At 70.6% G+C, this 18,070-nt stretch carries 9 protein-coding genes; 7 read left to right on the forward strand and 2 right to left on the reverse strand.

Features of this window, described 5'->3' with window-relative positions; genetic code table 11:
* Window positions 1–138 precede the first annotated feature (138 nt).
* The gene (locus IE172_RS03560) at window positions 139–3,141 is read left to right on the forward strand and encodes a bifunctional [glutamine synthetase] adenylyltransferase/[glutamine synthetase]-adenylyl-L-tyrosine phosphorylase (RefSeq protein WP_190095555.1); all 3,003 of its coding nucleotides are present in this window, start codon (window positions 139–141) and stop codon (window positions 3,139–3,141) included.
* A gap of 61 nt (window positions 3,142–3,202) precedes the next feature.
* On the opposite strand, the gene IE172_RS03565 is transcribed toward IE172_RS03560, so the two are convergent.
* Window positions 3,203–4,177 carry a phosphatase PAP2 family protein gene (locus tag IE172_RS03565; RefSeq protein ID WP_190095556.1) on the reverse strand — a complete coding sequence of 325 codons (975 nt, stop codon included), beginning with the start codon at window positions 4,175–4,177 and terminating at the stop codon, window positions 3,203–3,205.
* Between the two features lie 75 nt (window positions 4,178–4,252).
* Entirely contained in the window at window positions 4,253–5,287 is a 1,035-nt protein-coding gene (locus IE172_RS03570; RefSeq protein ID WP_190095557.1) for a LacI family DNA-binding transcriptional regulator, read from the reverse strand.
* Between the two features lie 448 nt (window positions 5,288–5,735).
* Between IE172_RS03570 and IE172_RS03575 the strand changes: the two genes are divergently transcribed.
* The 6 genes from IE172_RS03575 to pulA all read left to right on the forward strand — a co-directional run bounded on the left by IE172_RS03575 (window position 5,736) and on the right by pulA (window position 18,027).
* Complete coding sequence (locus tag IE172_RS03575; protein WP_190095558.1) at window positions 5,736–7,007, forward strand: extracellular solute-binding protein; 1,272 nt, start codon at window positions 5,736–5,738, stop codon at window positions 7,005–7,007.
* A gap of 97 nt (window positions 7,008–7,104) precedes the next feature.
* The gene (locus tag IE172_RS03580) at window positions 7,105–8,109 is read left to right on the forward strand and encodes a carbohydrate ABC transporter permease (RefSeq protein ID WP_190095559.1); all 1,005 of its coding nucleotides are present in this window, start codon (window positions 7,105–7,107) and stop codon (window positions 8,107–8,109) included.
* Window positions 8,110–8,122: 13 nt separating this feature from the next.
* Window positions 8,123–9,034 carry a sugar ABC transporter permease gene (locus IE172_RS03585; RefSeq protein WP_190095560.1) on the forward strand — a complete coding sequence of 304 codons (912 nt, stop codon included), beginning with the start codon at window positions 8,123–8,125 and terminating at the stop codon, window positions 9,032–9,034.
* Window positions 9,035–9,177: 143 nt separating this feature from the next.
* On the forward strand, window positions 9,178–10,872 hold the full coding sequence (locus IE172_RS03590; protein ID WP_190095561.1) for a glycoside hydrolase family 13 protein: 1,695 nt from the start codon (window positions 9,178–9,180) through the stop codon (window positions 10,870–10,872).
* A gap of 165 nt (window positions 10,873–11,037) precedes the next feature.
* Window positions 11,038–12,411 (forward strand): alpha-amylase, encoded by a 1,374-nt coding sequence (locus IE172_RS03595; RefSeq protein ID WP_190095562.1) that lies wholly within the window; start codon window positions 11,038–11,040, stop codon window positions 12,409–12,411.
* 204 nt (window positions 12,412–12,615) lie between these two features.
* Window positions 12,616–18,027: a pullulanase-type alpha-1,6-glucosidase gene (gene pulA / locus IE172_RS03600; protein WP_190095563.1), complete on the forward strand. Its 5,412-nt coding sequence runs from the start codon at window positions 12,616–12,618 to the stop codon at window positions 18,025–18,027.
* Window positions 18,028–18,070: the final 43 nt, after the last annotated feature.

Raw genomic sequence — 18,070 nt, forward strand, 5'->3', positions numbered from 1 at the left:
CCGCGCCGGGAACTCATCGCGGGGCCGCACCGCGCCCGGTCCGCGAGCCCGTCGCGGGCCGCCCCAGGGCCGCGGGCCCCCACTCCGGCTAGGCTCATGGCCGTACGACCCTGATCCGAGGCACGAGGGAGGCCGGGGATGACGTCGGCGCCGGGGCGCAGGAGCAGTATCTTCACGCGGCTGCTGCGGCACGGCTTCACCGATCCGTCCGCCGCCGAGCGGCTGCTCGACAGTGACGGGCTGGCGCCCGTGCGCAGCGACCCCGTGCTGCTGGACGCCCTCGGCCAGACCGCCGACCCCGACCTCGCGCTCCTCGGCCTGGTGCGGCTGCTGGAGGCGCAGGACGGGCCCACCGCCCACCAGGAGCTGCTGGACACCCTGATAGCGGCCAAGCCGCTGCGGGACCGGCTGCTCGGGGTGCTCGGCGCGTCCGAGGCGCTCGCCGACCACCTGGCCCGCCACCCCAGCGACTGGCAGGCCCTGGTCACCTACGAGCCGCGCGATCTCCACCCCGGCGTCCAGGAGTTCGAAGCGGGCCTCGCCGACGCCGGCGACCCGGTCGCGCTCCGCGTCGCCTACCGGCGCTGCCTGCTGTCCATCGCCGCCCGTGACGTCTGCGGCACCATCGAGGTCGCCGAGACCGCGGCCGAGCTCGCCGACCTCGCCACCGCCACCCTGCGCGCCGCCCTCGCCCTCGCGCAGGCCGACGCGCCGGAGGACGCCGCCCTCTGCCGGCTCGCGGTGATCGCGATGGGCAAGTGCGGCGGGCACGAGCTGAACTACGTCTCCGACGTCGACGTGATCTTCGTGGGCGAGGCGGCGGGCGGGGCCGACGAGGACAAGGCGCTGCGCGCCGCGACCCGGCTGGCCTCGCACCTGATGCGGATCTGCTCCGAGACCACCGTCGAGGGCTCCATCTGGCCCGTCGACGCCAATCTCCGCCCGGAGGGCCGCAACGGTCCGCTGGTGCGCACCCTCGCCTCCCACCTCGCCTACTACCAGCGCTGGGCCAAGACCTGGGAGTTCCAGGCGCTGCTCAAGGCCCGCCCGGTCGCCGGCGACCTCGCGCTCGGCGAGGAGTACGTCGCCGCGGTCCAGCCGCTGGTGTGGGGGGCCGCCGAGCGGGAGAACTTCGTCGCCGACGTGCAGAAGATGCGCCGCCGGGTGGTGGAGAACATCCCCGCCGCCGAGATCGACCGCCAGCTCAAGCTCGGCCCCGGCGGGCTGCGGGACGTCGAGTTCGCCGTGCAGCTGCTCCAGCTCGTGCACGGCCGCGCCGACGCCTCCCTGCGCAGCGGCACCACCCTCGACGCGCTGAAGGCCCTCGCCGCCGGCGGCTACGTCGGGCGCGCCGACGCCGCCCAGCTCGACGACGCCTACCGCTTCCTGCGCTCCATGGAGCACCGCATCCAGCTGCACCGGCTGCGCCGCACCCACCTCGTCCCCGAGGGGGAGACCGATCTGCGCCGGCTGGCCCGCTCCCTGGGCCTGCGCAGCGAGCCGGTCACCACCCTGACCCGCGAGTGGAAGCGGCACGGCTCCGTCGTACGGCGGCTGCACGAGAAGCTGTTCTACCGGCCGCTGCTCGACGCCGTCGCCGCGCTCGCCCCCGGTGAGGCCCGGCTCAGCGCCGAGGCGGCCCGGGAGCGCATGGTGGCCCTCGGGTACGCCGACCCGGCCGCCGCCCTGCGCCACCTGGAGGCGCTGGCGTCCGGCGTCACCCGCAAGGCCGCCATCCAGCGCACCCTGCTGCCGGTGCTGCTCGGCTGGTTCGCCGACTCCGCCGACCCGGACGCCGGTCTGCTGAACTTCCGCAAGGTCTCCGACGCGCTCGGCAAGACCCCCTGGTACCTGCGGCTGCTGCGCGACGAGGGCGCCGCCGCCGAGAACCTGGCCCGGGTGCTCTCCGCCGGACGGCTCGCCCCCGACCTGCTGATGCGCGCCCCCGAGGCGGTGGCGCTGCTCGGTGACGGCGACGCCGGGGGACTCACCCCCCGCTCCCGCGCCTCCCTGGAGCAGGAGGTGCTCGCCGCCGTCCGCCGCGCCGACAACGCCACCCAGGGCGTCACCGCCGCCCGAGGGGTGCGCCGCCGCGAACTGTTCCGCACGTCCGCCGCCGACATCGTCGGCTCCTACGGCACCGAGTCCCAGCCCGCCGAGGCCGACCAGGGCGCCCTGGTGGACCTGGTGGGCGGCGCGGTCTCCGACCTGACGGCCGCCACCCTCGCCGGCACGCTGCGCGCGGTGGTCCGGGAGGGCTGGGGGGACACGCTCCCCACCCGGTTCGCGATCATCGGCATGGGCCGCTTCGGCGGGCACGAACTGGGCTACGGCTCCGACGCCGACGTCCTGTTCGTCCACGAGCCGCGCGACGGCGCCGACGAGCGGGAAGCGGCCGAGGCCGCGAACAAGGTCGTCGCCGAGATGCGCCGGCTGCTCCAGGTCCCCAGCGCCGACCCGCCGCTGCTGATCGACGCCGACCTGCGCCCGGAGGGCAAGTCCGGCCCGCTGGTCCGCACCCTGAAGTCGTACGAGGCGTACTACCGGCGCTGGTCGCTGGTGTGGGAGCGGCACGCGCTGCTGCGCGCCGAGCACGTCGCCGGGGACGAGGAACTGGGCCGCCGCTTCACCGAGCTGATCGACCCGCTGCGCTATCCCGCCGAGGGGCTCGACGAGGAGGCCGTCCGGGAGATCCGGCGGCTGAAGGCCCGTATGGAGTCGGAGCGGCTGCCGCGCGGCGCCGATCCCAAGCTGCACGCCAAGCTCGGCCCGGGAGGGCTGTCCGACGTGGAGTGGACCGTGCAGCTGTTCCAGCTGCGGCACGGGGCGCGGGAGCCGGGCCTGCGCACGACCCGTACGCGGGAGGCGCTGGCCGCCGCCCGCACGGCCGGGATGATCTCCGAGGAGGACGCCTGCATCCTCGACGAGGCGTGGGTACTGGCCACCCGGGTGCGCAACGCCGTGATGCTGGTGCGGGGCCGCGCGGGGGACACCTTCCCGACCACACCTCGGGAACTGGGCGCCGTGGGACGCTACCTGGGGTACGGCCCCGGGCACGCGGGCGACATGCTCGACGCGTACCGGCGCACGGCGCGACGGGCGCGGGGCGTGGTGGAGGAGCTGTTCTACGGCGGGTCGTAGCGCCCCGCAGGGGGCGTCCCCGCATCGGCACGGAGATCCGTTCCCGCACCGGCACCCGGATTCAGCCCTGTTTCGGCACCCGGAGCCGCGGCGGGGCCTTCGAATCGTCCGGGGCGTCCAGGGCCTCCGGGGCATCCGATGCCCCCGGGGAGTGCGAGGCGCCCGTGGCCGGGGCGGCCGGGGCGTCCGCCGCCCGTTTCCTCCGCGCGGGCTCGGCCACCCGCCGGGGCAGGGCGTACGGCTGACGGCCGTACCAGAGCAGCGCGATCCCGTAGCCGACGGCCAGGCAGATCACCCCGCCCACCGCGTCCAGCCAGAAGTGGTTGGCGGTGGCGACGATGACGACCAGGGTGGCCACCGGGTAGACGAGGCCCAGCACCCGCGCCCAGGGGACGGTGGACAGGGCGAAGATCGTCAGGCCGGCCCAGAGCGACCAGCCGATGTGCATCGACGGCATCGCGGCGTACTGGTTGGACATGTTCTTCAGGTCGCCGGAGGCCATCGACCCCCAGGTCTGGTGGACCAGCACGGTGTCGACGAAGTCCTGGCCGTTCATCAGCCGGGGCGGGGCCAGCGGATACAGGTAGTAGCCGACCAGGGCGAAGCCGGTCGTGGTGAAGAGCACCAGTCTGGTCGCCGCGTACCGGCCGGGATGACTACGGTAGAGCCACACCAGGACACCCAGCGTCACCACGAAGTGCAAGGTGGCGTAGTAGTAGTTCATGCCGACGATGAGCCAAGTCACCGAGTTGACGGCGTGGTTGACGGACTGCTCGAAGGCCAGCCCCAGTTGCTGCTCGAGCTGCCAGATCCAGTCGGCGTTGCGCAGGGCCTCGGCCCGCTGCTCGGGCACCGCGTTGCGGATGAGTGAGTACGTCCAGTAACTCACCGCGATCAGCATGATCTCGAACCACAGACGCGGCCGGCGCGGGGTGCGCGGACGGAGCAGCGTCCGCCGCCCCGTCGTCTCGTCCGCGACGGGGTGCGCTACGGCCTGTTCCCGGCCTTTCAGCGTGGTCACGGTCGAGTCACCCATGGGCACAGAGTCTGCCAGAAAAGACGTCCCCCTCTGATCATCCCTCGGTCGGGTGGTACCCGCATCTTCTCCGCCCTAAGGACGATTCCGGTCCCCGGGGGCCGAAGCGGTCGAACCCCGCACCACCAGTTCCGGCATGAACACGAACTCGCTGTGCGGCGCGGGCGTCCCGCCGATCTCCTCCAGCAGCGTGCGCACCGCGGCCTGGCCCATCGCCGGGACCGGCTTGCGGACCGTGGTCAGCGGCGGGTCGGTGAAGGCGATCAGCGGGGAGTCGTCGAAGCCGACCACCGAGATGTCCTTCGGCACGTCCAGGCCGCGCTGCCGGGCCGCCCGGATCGCTCCCAGCGCCATCATGTCGCTCGCGCACACCACCGCCGTGCAGTCGCGGTCCATCAGCGCGGTGGCGGCGGCCTGGCCGCCCTCCAGCGTGTACAGCGAGTGCTGGACCAGCTCCGTCTCGACCGTCTCGGCCGCCAGGCCCAGTTGCTCCTGCACGGCGCGCACGAAGCCCTCTATCTTGCGCTGCACCGGAACGAACCGCTTCGGCCCGAGCGCCAGCCCGATCCGGGTGTGGCCGAGGGAGGCGAGGTGGGTGACGGCCAGCGCCATCGCGGCCCGGTCGTCGGGGGAGATGAACGGCGCCTGCACCTTCGGCGAGAAACCGTCCACGAGGACGAACGGCACGCCCTGCGCCCGCAGTCGCTCGTAGCGCTGCATGTCGGCGGTGGTGTCGGCGTGCAGTCCGGAGACGTAGATGATGCCGGCCACCCCGCGGTCCACGAGCATCTCGGTGAGCTCGTCCTCCGTCGACCCGCCCGGGGTCTGGGTGGCGAGCACCGGCGTGTAGCCCTGGCGGGTCAGCGCCTGCCCGATCACCTGGGCCAGCGCCGGGAAGATCGGGTTCTCCAGTTCGGGGGTGATCAGCCCGACGAGGCCCTCGCTGCGCTGCCGCAGCCGGACCGGGCGCTCGTAGCCCAGGACGTCGAGGGCGGCGAGCACGGACTGGCGGGTGGTGGCGGCGACGCCCGGCTTCCCGTTCAGGACCCGGCTGACGGTCGCCTCGCTCACCCCCGCCTGAGCAGCGATATCAGCAAGCCGTGTGGTCACAGGACCGGACTGTAGCTGCCTGTTCCCGCCTTGCCCACCGATCGGGCGCCTGGTGCGCGCCGTGGGACGGCCCGTCGCGGGCTGCTGGGTCATCGCGATCCCTCAAGTCGTGGTCGGGGTCCGGTCCGCCACGTCGTCGTCGGCGACCGGTCCGCAAGGGATGATTCCCCCGGCGGCAACGGATGGCAAGTGCTTGCAGAGTCTTGCACAACAGTCCGAACCCCTGCCGTACGGGCGGAAACCCGGGTCGCGACACGGTCGAGAACAGGTCACGGCGACATAACCATCGACCCCGCTTGCAAAACTTTTCTGCAAGGTCTTTCGGAAAAGTTCCGGCGCTGTTACGTTCACGTCGCCCGGCGGCTCCATCGGCGCAGTCGGCACGATTCGCGGGACGGCAGACGGGGCCGGACCCGCACTCACGGGCTTAACCCTCAAGGAGAACCTCATGCGGCGTGGCATAGCGGCCACCGCGCTGGTGGCGTCCCTCGCCCTCGCGGCGACGGCCTGCGGCGGAGACAGCGACAGCGGCGACAAGGCCGACGGCCCGGTCACCATCACCTGGTGGGACACCTCCAACGCGACCAACGAGGCGCCGACCTACCAGGCCCTGGTCAAGGAGTTCGAGGCCGCCAACAAGAACATCAAGGTCAAGTTCGTCAACGTCCCCTTCGACCAGGCGCAGAACAAGTTCGACACCGCCGCCGGTTCCAAGGGCGCCCCCGACGTGCTGCGCTCCGAGGTCGGCTGGACCCCCGCGTTCGCCAAGAAGGGCTTCTTCCTGCCGCTGGACGGCACCGAGGCCCTCGCCGAGCAGGACAAGTTCAAGTCCAACCTGCTGGAGCAGGCCAAGTACGAGGGCAAGACCTACGGCGTCCCGTTCACCACGGACACCCTGGCCTTCGTCTACAACAAGGCGCTGTTCGAGAAGGCCGGCGTCGAGGCGCCCAAGACGTGGGACGACCTCAAGAAGGCCGCCGCCACCATCAAGGACAAGACCGGCGTCGACGGCTACTGGGGCTCCACCCAGGGCTACTACGCCCAGCCGTTCCTGTACGGCGAGGGCACCGACATGGTCGACGCCGACGCCAAGAAGATCACCGTGAAGTCGCCGGAGGCCGAGAAGGCCTACGGCACCTGGCTGAGCCTCTTCGAGGGCAAGGGCCTGCACAAGGCCGACGTGACCGCCGACGCCTACGCCCACATCCAGGACGCGTTCGTCAACGGCAAGGTCGCCTCGATCATCCAGGGCCCGTGGGAGATCACCAACTTCTACAAGGGCACCGCGTTCACCGACAAGAACAACCTCGGCATCGCCACCGTCCCGGCCGGCACCGCCGGCAAGGCGGGCGCCCCGACCGGCGGCCACAACCTCTCGGTCTACGCCGGCTCCACGAAGGAGAAGCAGGAGGCCGCGCTGAAGTTCGTGAACTTCATGACCTCGGCCAAGGCGCAGGAGACCATCGCGCTGAAGAACTCCACGCTGCCCACGCGTGACGACGCCTACACCGACAAGGTCAAGGCCGACCCGGGCATCGCCGGCTACCAGACGGTCCTCTCGGCCGCCCAGCCGCGCCCGGCCCTGCCCGAGTACAGCTCGCTGTGGGGTCCGATGGACGACGAGCTGCCGCAGATCGCCGGCGGCAAGGAGTCCCTGGACAAGGGCCTGAGCGACGCGGAGACCGCGATCACCAAGCTGGTGCCGGACTTCAGCAAGTAACGCCCGTGTGGCCGCCGGACCCGCTTCCAGGAGGGGAGGGTCCGGCGGCCACCGGCCTGTGTGCCGTCCCCCTTGATCATCCAGAAGGTGCCGAACCATGACAGTCGCCATCGACCGCGCGACCGGCAAGCGCCGCGGTGACCGCGCGCCCCGCCCCGGGCCGGTCAGCCGCCTGAAGCGCGGATACCAGAAGTACTGGTACGCCTACGCCATGATCGCGCCGGTGGCGCTGGTGCTCGGCGTCATCGTGCTGTACCCCCTCGCCTACGGCTTCTACCTCACGCTCACCGACGCCGACAGCCTCAACTCGGCCCGCACCATCGGCGTCAACGAGATCGAGGCCACCTACAAGTTCATCGGCATCGACAACTACGCCGACATCCTGTGGGGCGAGACGGCCTACGACCGCTTCTGGTCCAAGTTCATCTGGACGATCGTGTGGACGGCGGCCTGTGTCGCCCTGCACTACGGCATCGGCCTGGGCCTGGCCCTGCTGCTCAACCAGAAGCTGCGCGGCCGCACCCTCTACCGGCTGATCCTGATCCTGCCGTGGGCCGTGCCGACCTTCGTCACCGTCTTCGGCTGGCGGTTCATGCTCGCCGACGCCGGCATCATCAACTCCGGCCTGGACTTCCTCGGCCTGCCGACACCGGCCTGGCTGGAGGACACCTTCTGGCAGCGGTTCGCCGCCATCATGGTCAACACCTGGTGCGGTGTGCCGTTCATGATGATCTCCCTGCTCGGCGGGCTGCAGTCCATCGACGCCAGCCTGTACGAGGCGGCCGAGATGGACGGCGCGAGCGCCTGGCAGCGGTTCCGCCACGTCACCCTGCCCGGCCTGCGCTCGGTCAGCTCCACCGTGGTCCTGCTCGGCGTCATCTGGACCTTCAACCAGTTCGCCGTGATCTTCCTGCTGTTCGGCAACACCGCGCCGGACGCGCAGATCCTCGTGACCTGGGCCTACCAGCTCGGCTTCGGACAGCAGCCGCGCGAGTTCGCCGAGTCGGCGGCCTACGGCATGCTGCTGCTGGCCATCCTGGTCGTCTTCACCTCCTTCTACCGCCGCTGGCTGAACCGCAATGAGCAGCAGCTCGCGATCTGAGGCAGGAGTCCCCATGAGCACCTCTACCGTCACCCCCCCTGCTCCGGCGGACCGGCCTGCCGACGACAAGACCCCCGCCCGCGGGTCCCGCCGGCGCGGCGAGGTGAGCCCGCTCGCGAAGCTCACCTCGCACGGCGTCCTGGCCGTGGCGAGCCTGATCGCGCTGTTCCCGGTCGCCTGGCTGGTCTTCCTGTCCCTCGGCCCCGACAAGGACGACTATCTGCGTCCCGGCGGCATCTGGGGCAAGATGACGCTGGACAACTACTCGTTCGTCCTGCAGAACACGAACTTCTTCGACTGGCTGAAGAGCTCGCTGATCGTCTCGCTCGGCACGACGGTCATCGGCGTCCTCGTCGCCGCCACCACCGGTTACGCGGTCTCCCGCATGCGCTTCCCGGGCTACAAGAAGTTCATGTGGGTGCTTCTGCTCACCCAGATGTTCCCGGTGGCCGTCCTGATGGTGCCGATGTACCAGATCCTCTCGGACCTGCAGCTCATCGACACCTACCTCGGCCTGATCCTCGTCTACTGCTCCACGGCGGTGCCGTACTGCGCCTGGCTGATGAAGGGCTACTTCGACACCATCCCGTTCGAGATCGACGAGGCGGGACGCGTCGACGGGCTGACCCCCATCGGCACCTTCCTGCGGCTGATCCTCCCGCTGGCCCGGCCCGGACTCGCGGTCGCCGCGTTCTACAGCTTCATCACCGCGTTCGGCGAGGTCGCCTTCGCCACGACGTTCATGCTCGACGACGAGAAGTACACCCTCGCCGTCGGTCTGCAGAGCTTCGTCAGCGAGCACGACGCACAGCGCAACCTCATGGCCGCCACCGCGGTCCTGATCGCGATCCCGGTCTCCGCGTTCTTCTACCTCGTGCAGAAGAACCTGGTCACCGGCCTCACAGCCGGCGGCACGAAGGGCTGATCCCCTTCGGGCAACGACTCCCGCGCGCCTGACTTGCGCGGGTAGGCGGCCGCGGTGCCCATCCGACCCCGCTGTCACCGCGGCCGCCTCGTCTCCCGCCGACCCCCACTCGCTTCCCCGACCGCACTCGTATCAAGGACGACATGAGCCAGCAGCACTCCGCCGCCCCGGCCCCGACCCCCACGACCGACGCGGCCGTCGCCACCGTCGCACGGCGCCGCGACTGGTGGCGTGACGCGGTGATCTACCAGGTGTATCCGCGCAGCTTCGCCGACAGCAACGGCGACGGCATGGGCGACCTGGAAGGCATCCGCGCCCGCCTCCCGTACCTGCGCGACCTCGGCGTGGACGCCGTGTGGCTCAGCCCCTTCTACGCCTCCCCGCAGGCCGACGCCGGCTACGACGTCGCCGACTACCGCGCCGTCGACCCCATGTTCGGCACCCTGCTCGACGCGGACGCGCTGATCCGTGACGCCCACGGGCTGGGCCTGAGGATCATCGTCGACCTGGTGCCCAACCACTCCTCCGACCAGCACGAGTGGTTCAAGCGCGCCCTCGCCGAGGGCCCCGGCTCGCCCTCGCGCGACCGCTACCACTTCCGCCCCGGCAAGGGGGAGAACGGCGAACTGCCGCCCAACGACTGGGAGTCCATCTTCGGCGGCCCGGCGTGGACCCGCGTCACCGAGCCCGACGGCACCCCGGGCGAGTGGTACCTGCACCTCTTCGCGCCCGAGCAGCCCGACTTCAACTGGGAGCACCCGGCCGTCGGCGACGAGTTCCGCTCCATCCTGCGGTTCTGGCTGGACATGGGCGTGGACGGCTTCCGCATCGACGTCGCCCACGGCATGGTGAAGGCCGAGGGCCTGCCGGACCTGGGAGACCACGAGCAGCTCAAGCTGCTGGGCAACGATGTCATGCCGTTCTTCGACCAGGACGGCGTGCACGACATCTACCGGCAGTGGCGTCTGATCCTCGACGAGTACTCCGGTGAGCGGATCTTCGTTGCCGAGGCGTGGACCCCCACCGTCGAGCGCACCGCCAACTACGTGCGCCCCGACGAGCTGCACCAGGCGTTCAACTTCCAGTACCTGGGCACCCACTGGGACGCCGAGGAGCTGCGTGCCGTCATCGACCGCACGCTGGACGCCATGCGCCCGGTCGGCGCCCCCGCCACCTGGGTGCTGTCCAACCACGACGTCACCCGGCACGCCACCCGCTTCGGCAACCCGCCCGGCCTCGGCACCCAGATCCGGCTGGCCGGCGACCGTGAGCTGGGCCTGCGCAGGGCCCGCGCGGCGACCCTGCTGATGCTGGCGCTGCCCGGTTCGGCCTACGTCTACCAGGGCGAGGAGCTCGGCCTGCCCGACGTCGTGGACCTCCCCGACGAGGTGCGCCAGGACCCGGCGTACTTCCGGGGCGCGGGCCAGGACGGCTACCGCGACGGCTGCCGGGTGCCGATCCCGTGGACCCGCGAGGGTTCGTCGTACGGCTTCGGCGACGGCGGCAGCTGGCTGCCGCAGCCGGAGGGCTGGGGCGAGCTGAGCGTCGAGGCGCAGACCGGCACGCCCGGCTCGACCCTGGAGCTGTACCGCAGCGCGCTCGCGGTGCGCCGGGAGCAGGCCGACCTCGGCGCGGGTGACGCGGTGGAGTGGCTGCCGGCTCCGGAGGGTGTCCTGGCCTTCCGCCGCGGGGACTTCGTCTGCGTCGCGAACACCACGGGCGAGCCGGTGACGGTGCCCGCGTACGGCCGGGTGCTGATCACCAACGGCGAGGTCGCCGAGACCGGCGGCGAGGCGAAGGTCCCGGCGGACACCACCGTGTGGTGGACCGCGGGCTGACGTCCGTCCCGGAACTTTTTTCATTGAAGTTGGTACGGCCCGCTGCCCTTTCGGGTGGCGGGCCTCTAACATCTGCGTTGCCGCAAGGTTGCTGAAGTTTTCTGCAAGAAGCTTCAAGCGACCCCGGCGGCATCCCCACACCCTTCGATGAAGAAGGAACCCCACATGGCACGCAGAACCCTCGCCGTGGCCACCGCACTCGCGGCAGCCGCGGTTGTCATGACCCCGACCGGGGCGCAGGCCTCCCCGCCGGGCAGCAAGGACGTCACCGCCGTCCTCTTCGAGTGGAACTTCGCCTCGGTCGCCCGCGAGTGCACCAGCACCCTGGGCCCCGCCGGCTACGGATACGTCCAGGTCTCCCCGCCCGCCGAGCACATACAGGGCTCGCAGTGGTGGACGTCGTACCAGCCCGTCAGCTACAGGATCGCCGGGCGGCTCGGCGACCGGACCGCCTTCAAGAACATGGTCGACACGTGTCACGCGGCCGGGGTGAAGGTCGTCGCCGACACGGTCATCAACCACATGTCCGCCGGCAACGGCACCGGCACCGGCGGCTCGTCGTACACGAAGTACAACTACCCCGGCCTGTACTCCTCGTACGACTTCGACAACTGCACCTCGCAGATCACCAACTACGGCGACCGCGGGAACGTCCAGAACTGCGAACTGGTCGGGCTCGCCGACCTCGACACCGGCGAGGACTACGTCCGCGGAGCCATCGCCCGGTACATGAACGACCTGCTCTCCCTCGGCGTGGACGGCTTCCGCATCGACGCGGCCAAGCACATGCCGGCCGCCGACCTCGCCAACATCAAGTCCCGCCTGACCAACCCGGGCGCGTACTGGAAGCAGGAGGTCATCTTCGGCGCGGGCGAGGCCGTCCAGCCCACCGAGTACACGGGCAACGGCGACGTCCAGGAGTTCCGCTACGCCTACGACCTCAAGCGGGTCTTCAACAACGAGAACCTCGCCTACCTGAAGAACTACGGCGAGGGCTGGGGCTACATGAACAGCTCCGTCTCCGGCGTCTTCGTCGACAACCACGACACCGAGCGCAACGGCAGCACCCTGTCCTACAAGGACAACGCCACCTACACCCTGGCCAACGTCTTCATGCTGGCCTGGCCCTACGGCGCCCCGGACATCAACTCCGGCTACGAGTTCTCCGACCACGACGCCGGACCGCCGAACGGCGGCCAGGTGAACGCGTGCTGGCAGAACGGCTGGAAGTGCCAGCACAACTGGCCGGAGATCAAGTCCATGGTGGCCTTCCGCAACGCCACCCGCGGCCAGGCGGTCACCAACTGGTGGGACAACGGGGGCGACGCCATCGCCTTCGGCCGGGGCGCCAAGGGCTTCGTGGCCATCAACCACGAGTCCGGCTCCCTGACCCGCACCTACCAGACCTCCCTCCCGGCGGGCACGTACTGCAACGTGCAGAACAACACCCCCGTGACGGTGAACGGTTCGGGACAACTGACCGCCACCCTGGGCGGCAACACCGCCCTCGCGGTGTACGCGGGCAAGTCCGGCTGCTGAACGCGCGCCGGCCGCGCCGCCGTTCACGGACGGCGGCGCGACCGGCGTCATCGGTGCAATTCCTTACCGTTACTTTCAGAACCCTTGCTGTAAAGCTTTCAACGGCGATAACGTCACGCCGACGCTCCGGTGACGTGGCCGAAACAGGCCGTGCCGTGGCGTGGGGTCGGACCCAATGAGCCGTACGCACAAGGAGTTCACGCCTTGATACCCAGATGGCCCGCGCCCCCGGGGCGCCGCACCGCACGGGGGCGGCGCGTCGCCGCCGTCACCGTCGCCGCGCTCGCCGCGGCGCTCGTGCAGCCGCTCGCCGCCCGCGCCGCCACCCCGCCCGCGCCCCCCTCGGACGCGCAGCTCGCCAAGTCGCCGGCGCGACACGACCTGACCCGCGAGCAGTTCTACTTCGTCCTGCCGGACCGTTTCGCCAACGGCGACCCGAAGAACGACCGCGGCGGGCTGACCGGTTCGCGCCTCACCCACGGTCACGACCCCACCGACAAGGGTTTCTACCAGGGCGGTGACCTCAAGGGCCTGACGAAGAACCTCGACTACATCAAGGGGCTCGGCACCACCGCCATCTGGATGGCGCCCATCTTCAAGAACCAGCCCGTGCAGGGCACCGGCAAGGACGCCTCCGCCGGCTACCACGGCTACTGGATCACCGACTTCACCCAGGTCGACCCGCACTTCGGCACCAACAAGGACCTCGAGAACCTCATCGACAAGGCCCACGCCAAGGGCATGAAGGTCTTCTTCGACGTCATCACCAACCACACCGCCGACGTCGTCGACTACGAGGAGAAGTCCTACGGCTACCTCTCCAAGGGCGCCTTCCCGTACCTGACGAAGGACGGCGAGCCCTTCGACGACGCCGACTACGCCGACGGCAGCCGCGCGTTCCCGCGCGTGGACGCCGGTTCCTTCCCGCGCACCCCCGTGGTGCCCGAGGCGAAGAAGCGGGTCAAGGTCCCCTCCTGGCTCAACGACCCGGCGATGTACCACAACCGCGGCGACTCCACCTTCGCCGGGGAGTCCAGCGAGTACGGCGACTTCTCCGGCCTCGACGACCTGTGGACCGAGCGTCCCGAGGTCGTCGACGGCATGGAGAAGATCTACCAGCGCTGGGTCAGGGACTTCGACATCGACGGCTTCCGGATCGACACCGTGAAGCACGTCAACATGGAGTTCTGGGCCCAGTGGGCCACCGCCCTCGACGCCTACGCGGCCAAGCAGGGCCGGGACGACTTCTTCATGTTCGGCGAGGTCTACTCCGCCGACACGGACGTCACCGCCCCCTACGTCACCGAGGGCCGCCTCGACGCCACGCTCGACTTCCCCTTCCAGGAGGCGGCCCGCCAGTACGCCTCCCAGGGCGGCAGCGCCAAGAAGCTCGCCTCCGTCTTCGGCGACGACCACAAGTACACGACGGACAAGGCCAACGCCTACGAGCAGGTCACCTTCCTCGGCAACCACGACATGGGCCGCTTCGGGACGTTCCTGAAGCAGGACAACCCCGAGGCGTCCGACGCGGAACTGCTGAAGAAGGACATGCTCGCCAACGAGCTGATGTTCCTCAGCCGAGGCAACCCGGTCGTCTACTACGGCGACGAGCAGGGCTTCACCGGCGCCGGCGGCGACAAGGACGCCCGCCAGACCCTCTTCGCCTCCCGCACGGCCGACTACCTCGACGACGACCTCATCGGCTCCGACCGCACCCACGCCGAGGACACCTACGACACGCGCTCGCCGCTCTACCGGCAGATCAGCGCCCTCGCGAAGCTGCGGGGGGCCCACCCGGCCCTGACCGACGGCATCCAGCAGGAGCGGTACGCCGCCGACGGCGCGGGCGTCTACGCCTTCTCCCGCACGGCCACCGGCAAGGACACCACCGAGTACGTCGTCGCCTTCAACAACGCCGGTGAGGCGCGGAAGGCCACCTTCGCGACCGGCTCCGCCCGGATGACGTTCAAGGGCATCCACGGCACCGACGCCACCGTCACCAGCGACGCCGACAAGAAGATCACCGTCACCGTCCCGGCGGGCTCGGCGATCGTCCTCAAGGCGTCCGGCCCGCTCGGGAAGCCCGCCGCGAAGCCCACGGTCACCCTGAAGGCCCCCGAGGCCGGCGCCACCGGCACCGTCGAGCTCACCGCCGACGTCGAGGGCGGGCAGCTCAACCGGGTCGTCTTCGCCGCCCAGACCGGCAACGGGAAGTGGCGGACCCTCGGCTCCGCCGACCACGCCCCCCACAAGGTCACCCACACCATCGGCGCGGACGTGCCCGCCGGGACCGCCCTGCGCTACAAAGCCGTCGTGATCGACTCGGCCGGCCGCACCGCGAGCGCCCTGGCCGCCTCCACCACCGGCACCCCGCCCGTGGCGGAGCCGCCCACCGCCGCCTCCCGCGACTACGCGGTCGTCCACTACAAGCGCGCCGACGGCGACTACGACGACTGGGGCCTGTACGCCTGGGGCGACCTCGCGGACGGCGAGGCCACCGAATGGCCGGACAGCCACCCCTTCACCGGCCGCGACGCCTACGGCGCCTTCGCCTACGTGAAGCTGAAGCCGGGCGCGTCCGACCTGGGCTTCCTCGTCATCGACAAGGACGGCAACAAGGACGTCGCCACCGACCGCACGATCGACCTCACCAGGACGGGCGAGGTCTGGATCGAGCAGGGCAAGGAACCCGTCGCCACCGAACGGCCCGAGTACCCGGCCCAGGACACCACCAAGGCGGTCCTGCACTACCACCGCGCGGACGGGAACTACGACGGCTGGGGCCTGCACACCTGGACCGGCGCCGCGCACCCCACCGACTGGTCGAACCCCCTGGAGCCGGTGAAGACCGACCCCTACGGCGCTGTCTTCGAGGTGCCGCTCGCCGAGGGTGCCACCAGCCTCAGCTACATCCTCCACAAGGGCGACGAGAAGGACCTCCCCACCGACCAGTCCCTCGACCTCACGGCCGACGGCCACGAGGTGTGGCTGGTGAGCGGCCAGGAGGAGTACCTGCTGCCGCAGCCCGCCGGCTCCGCCGCCGCCCTCGACCTGACCACCTCCAAGGCGGTCTGGATCGACCGGGACACCCTCGTCTGGGACGGTTCCCAGGCCGCCGCCTCCACCCAGCTCCTCGCCTCCCGCACCGGCTCCGTCAAGGTCCAGGACGGGACGCTGAAGACCGGCGACGCCCGCTGGCTGCGCCTGGGGAAGACGGCCCTCACCGACGCCCAGAAGGCGAAGTTCCCGCACCTGGCGAAGGGCACCGCCTGGTCCGTCGACCCGCGTGACCGGGACCGGGTGCGCGAGGCCCTGCGCGGCCAGGTCGTCGCCACCCAGCACGCGGCCGGCGGAGCGGTGCTCGCGGCGACCGGCGTGCAGATCGCCGGCGTCCTCGACGACCTCTACGCCACCGGCGCCACCAAGGCGCGGCTCGGCCCGGTCTTCCGCGACGGCCGCCCGACCCTCTCCGTGTGGGCGCCGACCGCGAGGAACGTGTCGCTGGAGATCGGCGACCGCACCGTCCGCATGCGCCGCGACGACGGCACCGGCGTCTGGTCCGTCACCGGCCCGCCCTCCTGGAAGGGCAAGGAGTACGGCTACAAGGTCGAGGTGTGGGTGCCCAGCACCCGGGAGATCACCACCAACACCGTCACCGACCCCTACTCGGTCGCCCTGACCACCGACTCCGCGCGCAGCCTCGTCGTCGACCTCGGCGACCGGCGCCTCGCCCCCAAGGGCTGGTCGTCCCTCGCCAAGCCGAAGGCGGTGCCGCTGAAGGACGCCCAGATCCAGGAACTGCACATCCGCGACTTCTCCGTCGAGGACCGCACGGCGAAGAACCCGGGCACCTACCTGGCCTTCACCGACAAGGACAGCGACGGCAGCAGACACCTGCGGGAGCTGGCGGAGTCCGGCACCTCCTACGTGCACCTGCTGCCCGCGTTCGACATCGCCACCATCCCCGAGAAGAAGTCCGACCGGGCGACCGTCGACTGCGACCTCTCCTCCTACCCGGCCGACTCCGCCGAGCAGCAGGAGTGCGTGGCGAAGACCGCCGCCAAGGACGCCTACAACTGGGGCTACGACCCGTACCACTACACGGTCCCCGAGGGCTCGTACGCCACCGACCCGGACGGCACCGCCCGTACGGTCGAGTTCCGCGAGATGGTCAAGGCGCTCAACGAGGAGGGCCTCGGGGTCGTCATGGACGTGGTCTACAACCACACCGCGGCCCACGGCCAGGCGAAGACCTCGGTCCTGGACCGGATCGTGCCCGGCTACTACCAGCGGCTGCTCGCCGACGGTTCCGTCGCCAACAGCACCTGCTGCTCCAACACGGCCCCCGAGAACGCGATGATGGGCAAGCTCGTCGTCGACTCGGTCGTCACCTGGGCCAAGGAGTACAAGGTCGACGGCTTCCGCTTCGACCTCATGGGCCACCACCCGAAGGCCAACATGCTGGCCGTCCGCGAGGCCCTCGACGCCCTCACCCTCAAGAAGGACGGCGTCGACGGAAAGAAGATCGTCCTGTACGGGGAGGGCTGGAACTTCGGCGAGATCGCCGACGACGTCCGCTTCGAGCAGGCCACGCAGAAGAACATGGCCGGCACCGGCATCGCCACCTTCTCCGACCGGGCCCGCGACGCCGTGCGCGGCGGCGGCCCCTTCGACGAGGACCCCGGCGTGCAGGGCTTCGCCTCCGGTCTGTACACCGACCCCAACTCCTCGAAGGACAACGGCACCGAGGCCGAGCAGAAGGCCCGCCTCCTGCACTACCAGGACCTGATCAAGGTCGGCCTCTCCGGCAACCTCGCCGACTACACCTTCACCGACACCAGCGGCAAGGAGGTCAAGGGCTCCCAGGTCGACTACAACGGCGCACCCGCCGGATACGCGGCCGTCCCCGGCGACGCCCTCGCCTACGCGGACGCGCACGACAACGAGTCGCTGTTCGACGCGCTCGCCTTCAAGCTGCCGAAGGACACCCCGGCCGGCGACCGGGCGCGCATGCAGGTCCTCGCCATGGCGACGGCCACCCTCTCCCAGGGCCCGGCGCTCTCCCAGGCGGGCACCGACCTGCTGCGTTCCAAGTCCCTGGACCGCAACTCCTACGACAGCGGCGACTGGTTCAACGCCATCCACTGGAACTGCGCGGCCGGCAACGGCTTCGGCCGGGGTCTGCCGCCGGCCGCCGACAACGAGGACAAGTGGCCGTACGCGGGGCCCTTGCTGAGTTCGGTGCGGGTCGGCTGCCCGGAGATCCGGGGCACCACGGCCGCGTACCAGGACCTGCTGAGGATCCGCACGTCGGAGCGGGTCTTCTCCCTCGACACCGCGGCCCAGGTGCAGTCCCGGCTCTCCTTCCCCCTGTCCGGGAAGGACGAGACGCCCGGGGTGATCACCATGAGGCTCGGTGACCTGGTCGTGGTCTTCAACGCCACCCCCGAGCGGCAGGAGCAGCGCGTCGGCTCCCTCGCCGGGAACGGCTACCGGCTGCACCCGGTGCAGGCGGCGGGCGGGGACGCGGTCGTGAAGACCGCGTCGTACACGAAGGGGACCGGCACGTTCACCGTTCCGGCGCGCACGGTCGCGGTGTTCACCACGGCCGGCTGACCCCGCGGGACGGTGCGGTTAGTGTGAGCCCTCCTGACCTTGA

The organism is Streptomyces griseoflavus, assembly GCF_014649995.1.
GTDB classification, from domain to species: Bacteria; Actinomycetota; Actinomycetes; order Streptomycetales; family Streptomycetaceae; genus Streptomyces; species Streptomyces griseoflavus.

Excerpts from the sequence above, each read along its gene's own strand:
- IE172_RS03560 (WP_190095555.1), top strand. The coding sequence starts at position 139 with ATGACGTCGGCGCCGGGGCGCAGGAGCAGTATCTTCACGCGGCTGCTG.
- IE172_RS03565 (WP_190095556.1), bottom strand. The coding sequence starts at position 4,177 with ATGGGTGACTCGACCGTGACCACGCTGAAAGGCCGGGAACAGGCCGTA.
- IE172_RS03575 (WP_190095558.1), top strand. The coding sequence starts at position 5,736 with ATGCGGCGTGGCATAGCGGCCACCGCGCTGGTGGCGTCCCTCGCCCTC.
- IE172_RS03580 (WP_190095559.1), top strand. The coding sequence starts at position 7,105 with ATGACAGTCGCCATCGACCGCGCGACCGGCAAGCGCCGCGGTGACCGC.
- IE172_RS03585 (WP_190095560.1), top strand. The coding sequence starts at position 8,123 with ATGAGCACCTCTACCGTCACCCCCCCTGCTCCGGCGGACCGGCCTGCC.
- IE172_RS03590 (WP_190095561.1), top strand. The coding sequence starts at position 9,178 with ATGAGCCAGCAGCACTCCGCCGCCCCGGCCCCGACCCCCACGACCGAC.
- IE172_RS03595 (WP_190095562.1), top strand. The coding sequence starts at position 11,038 with ATGGCACGCAGAACCCTCGCCGTGGCCACCGCACTCGCGGCAGCCGCG.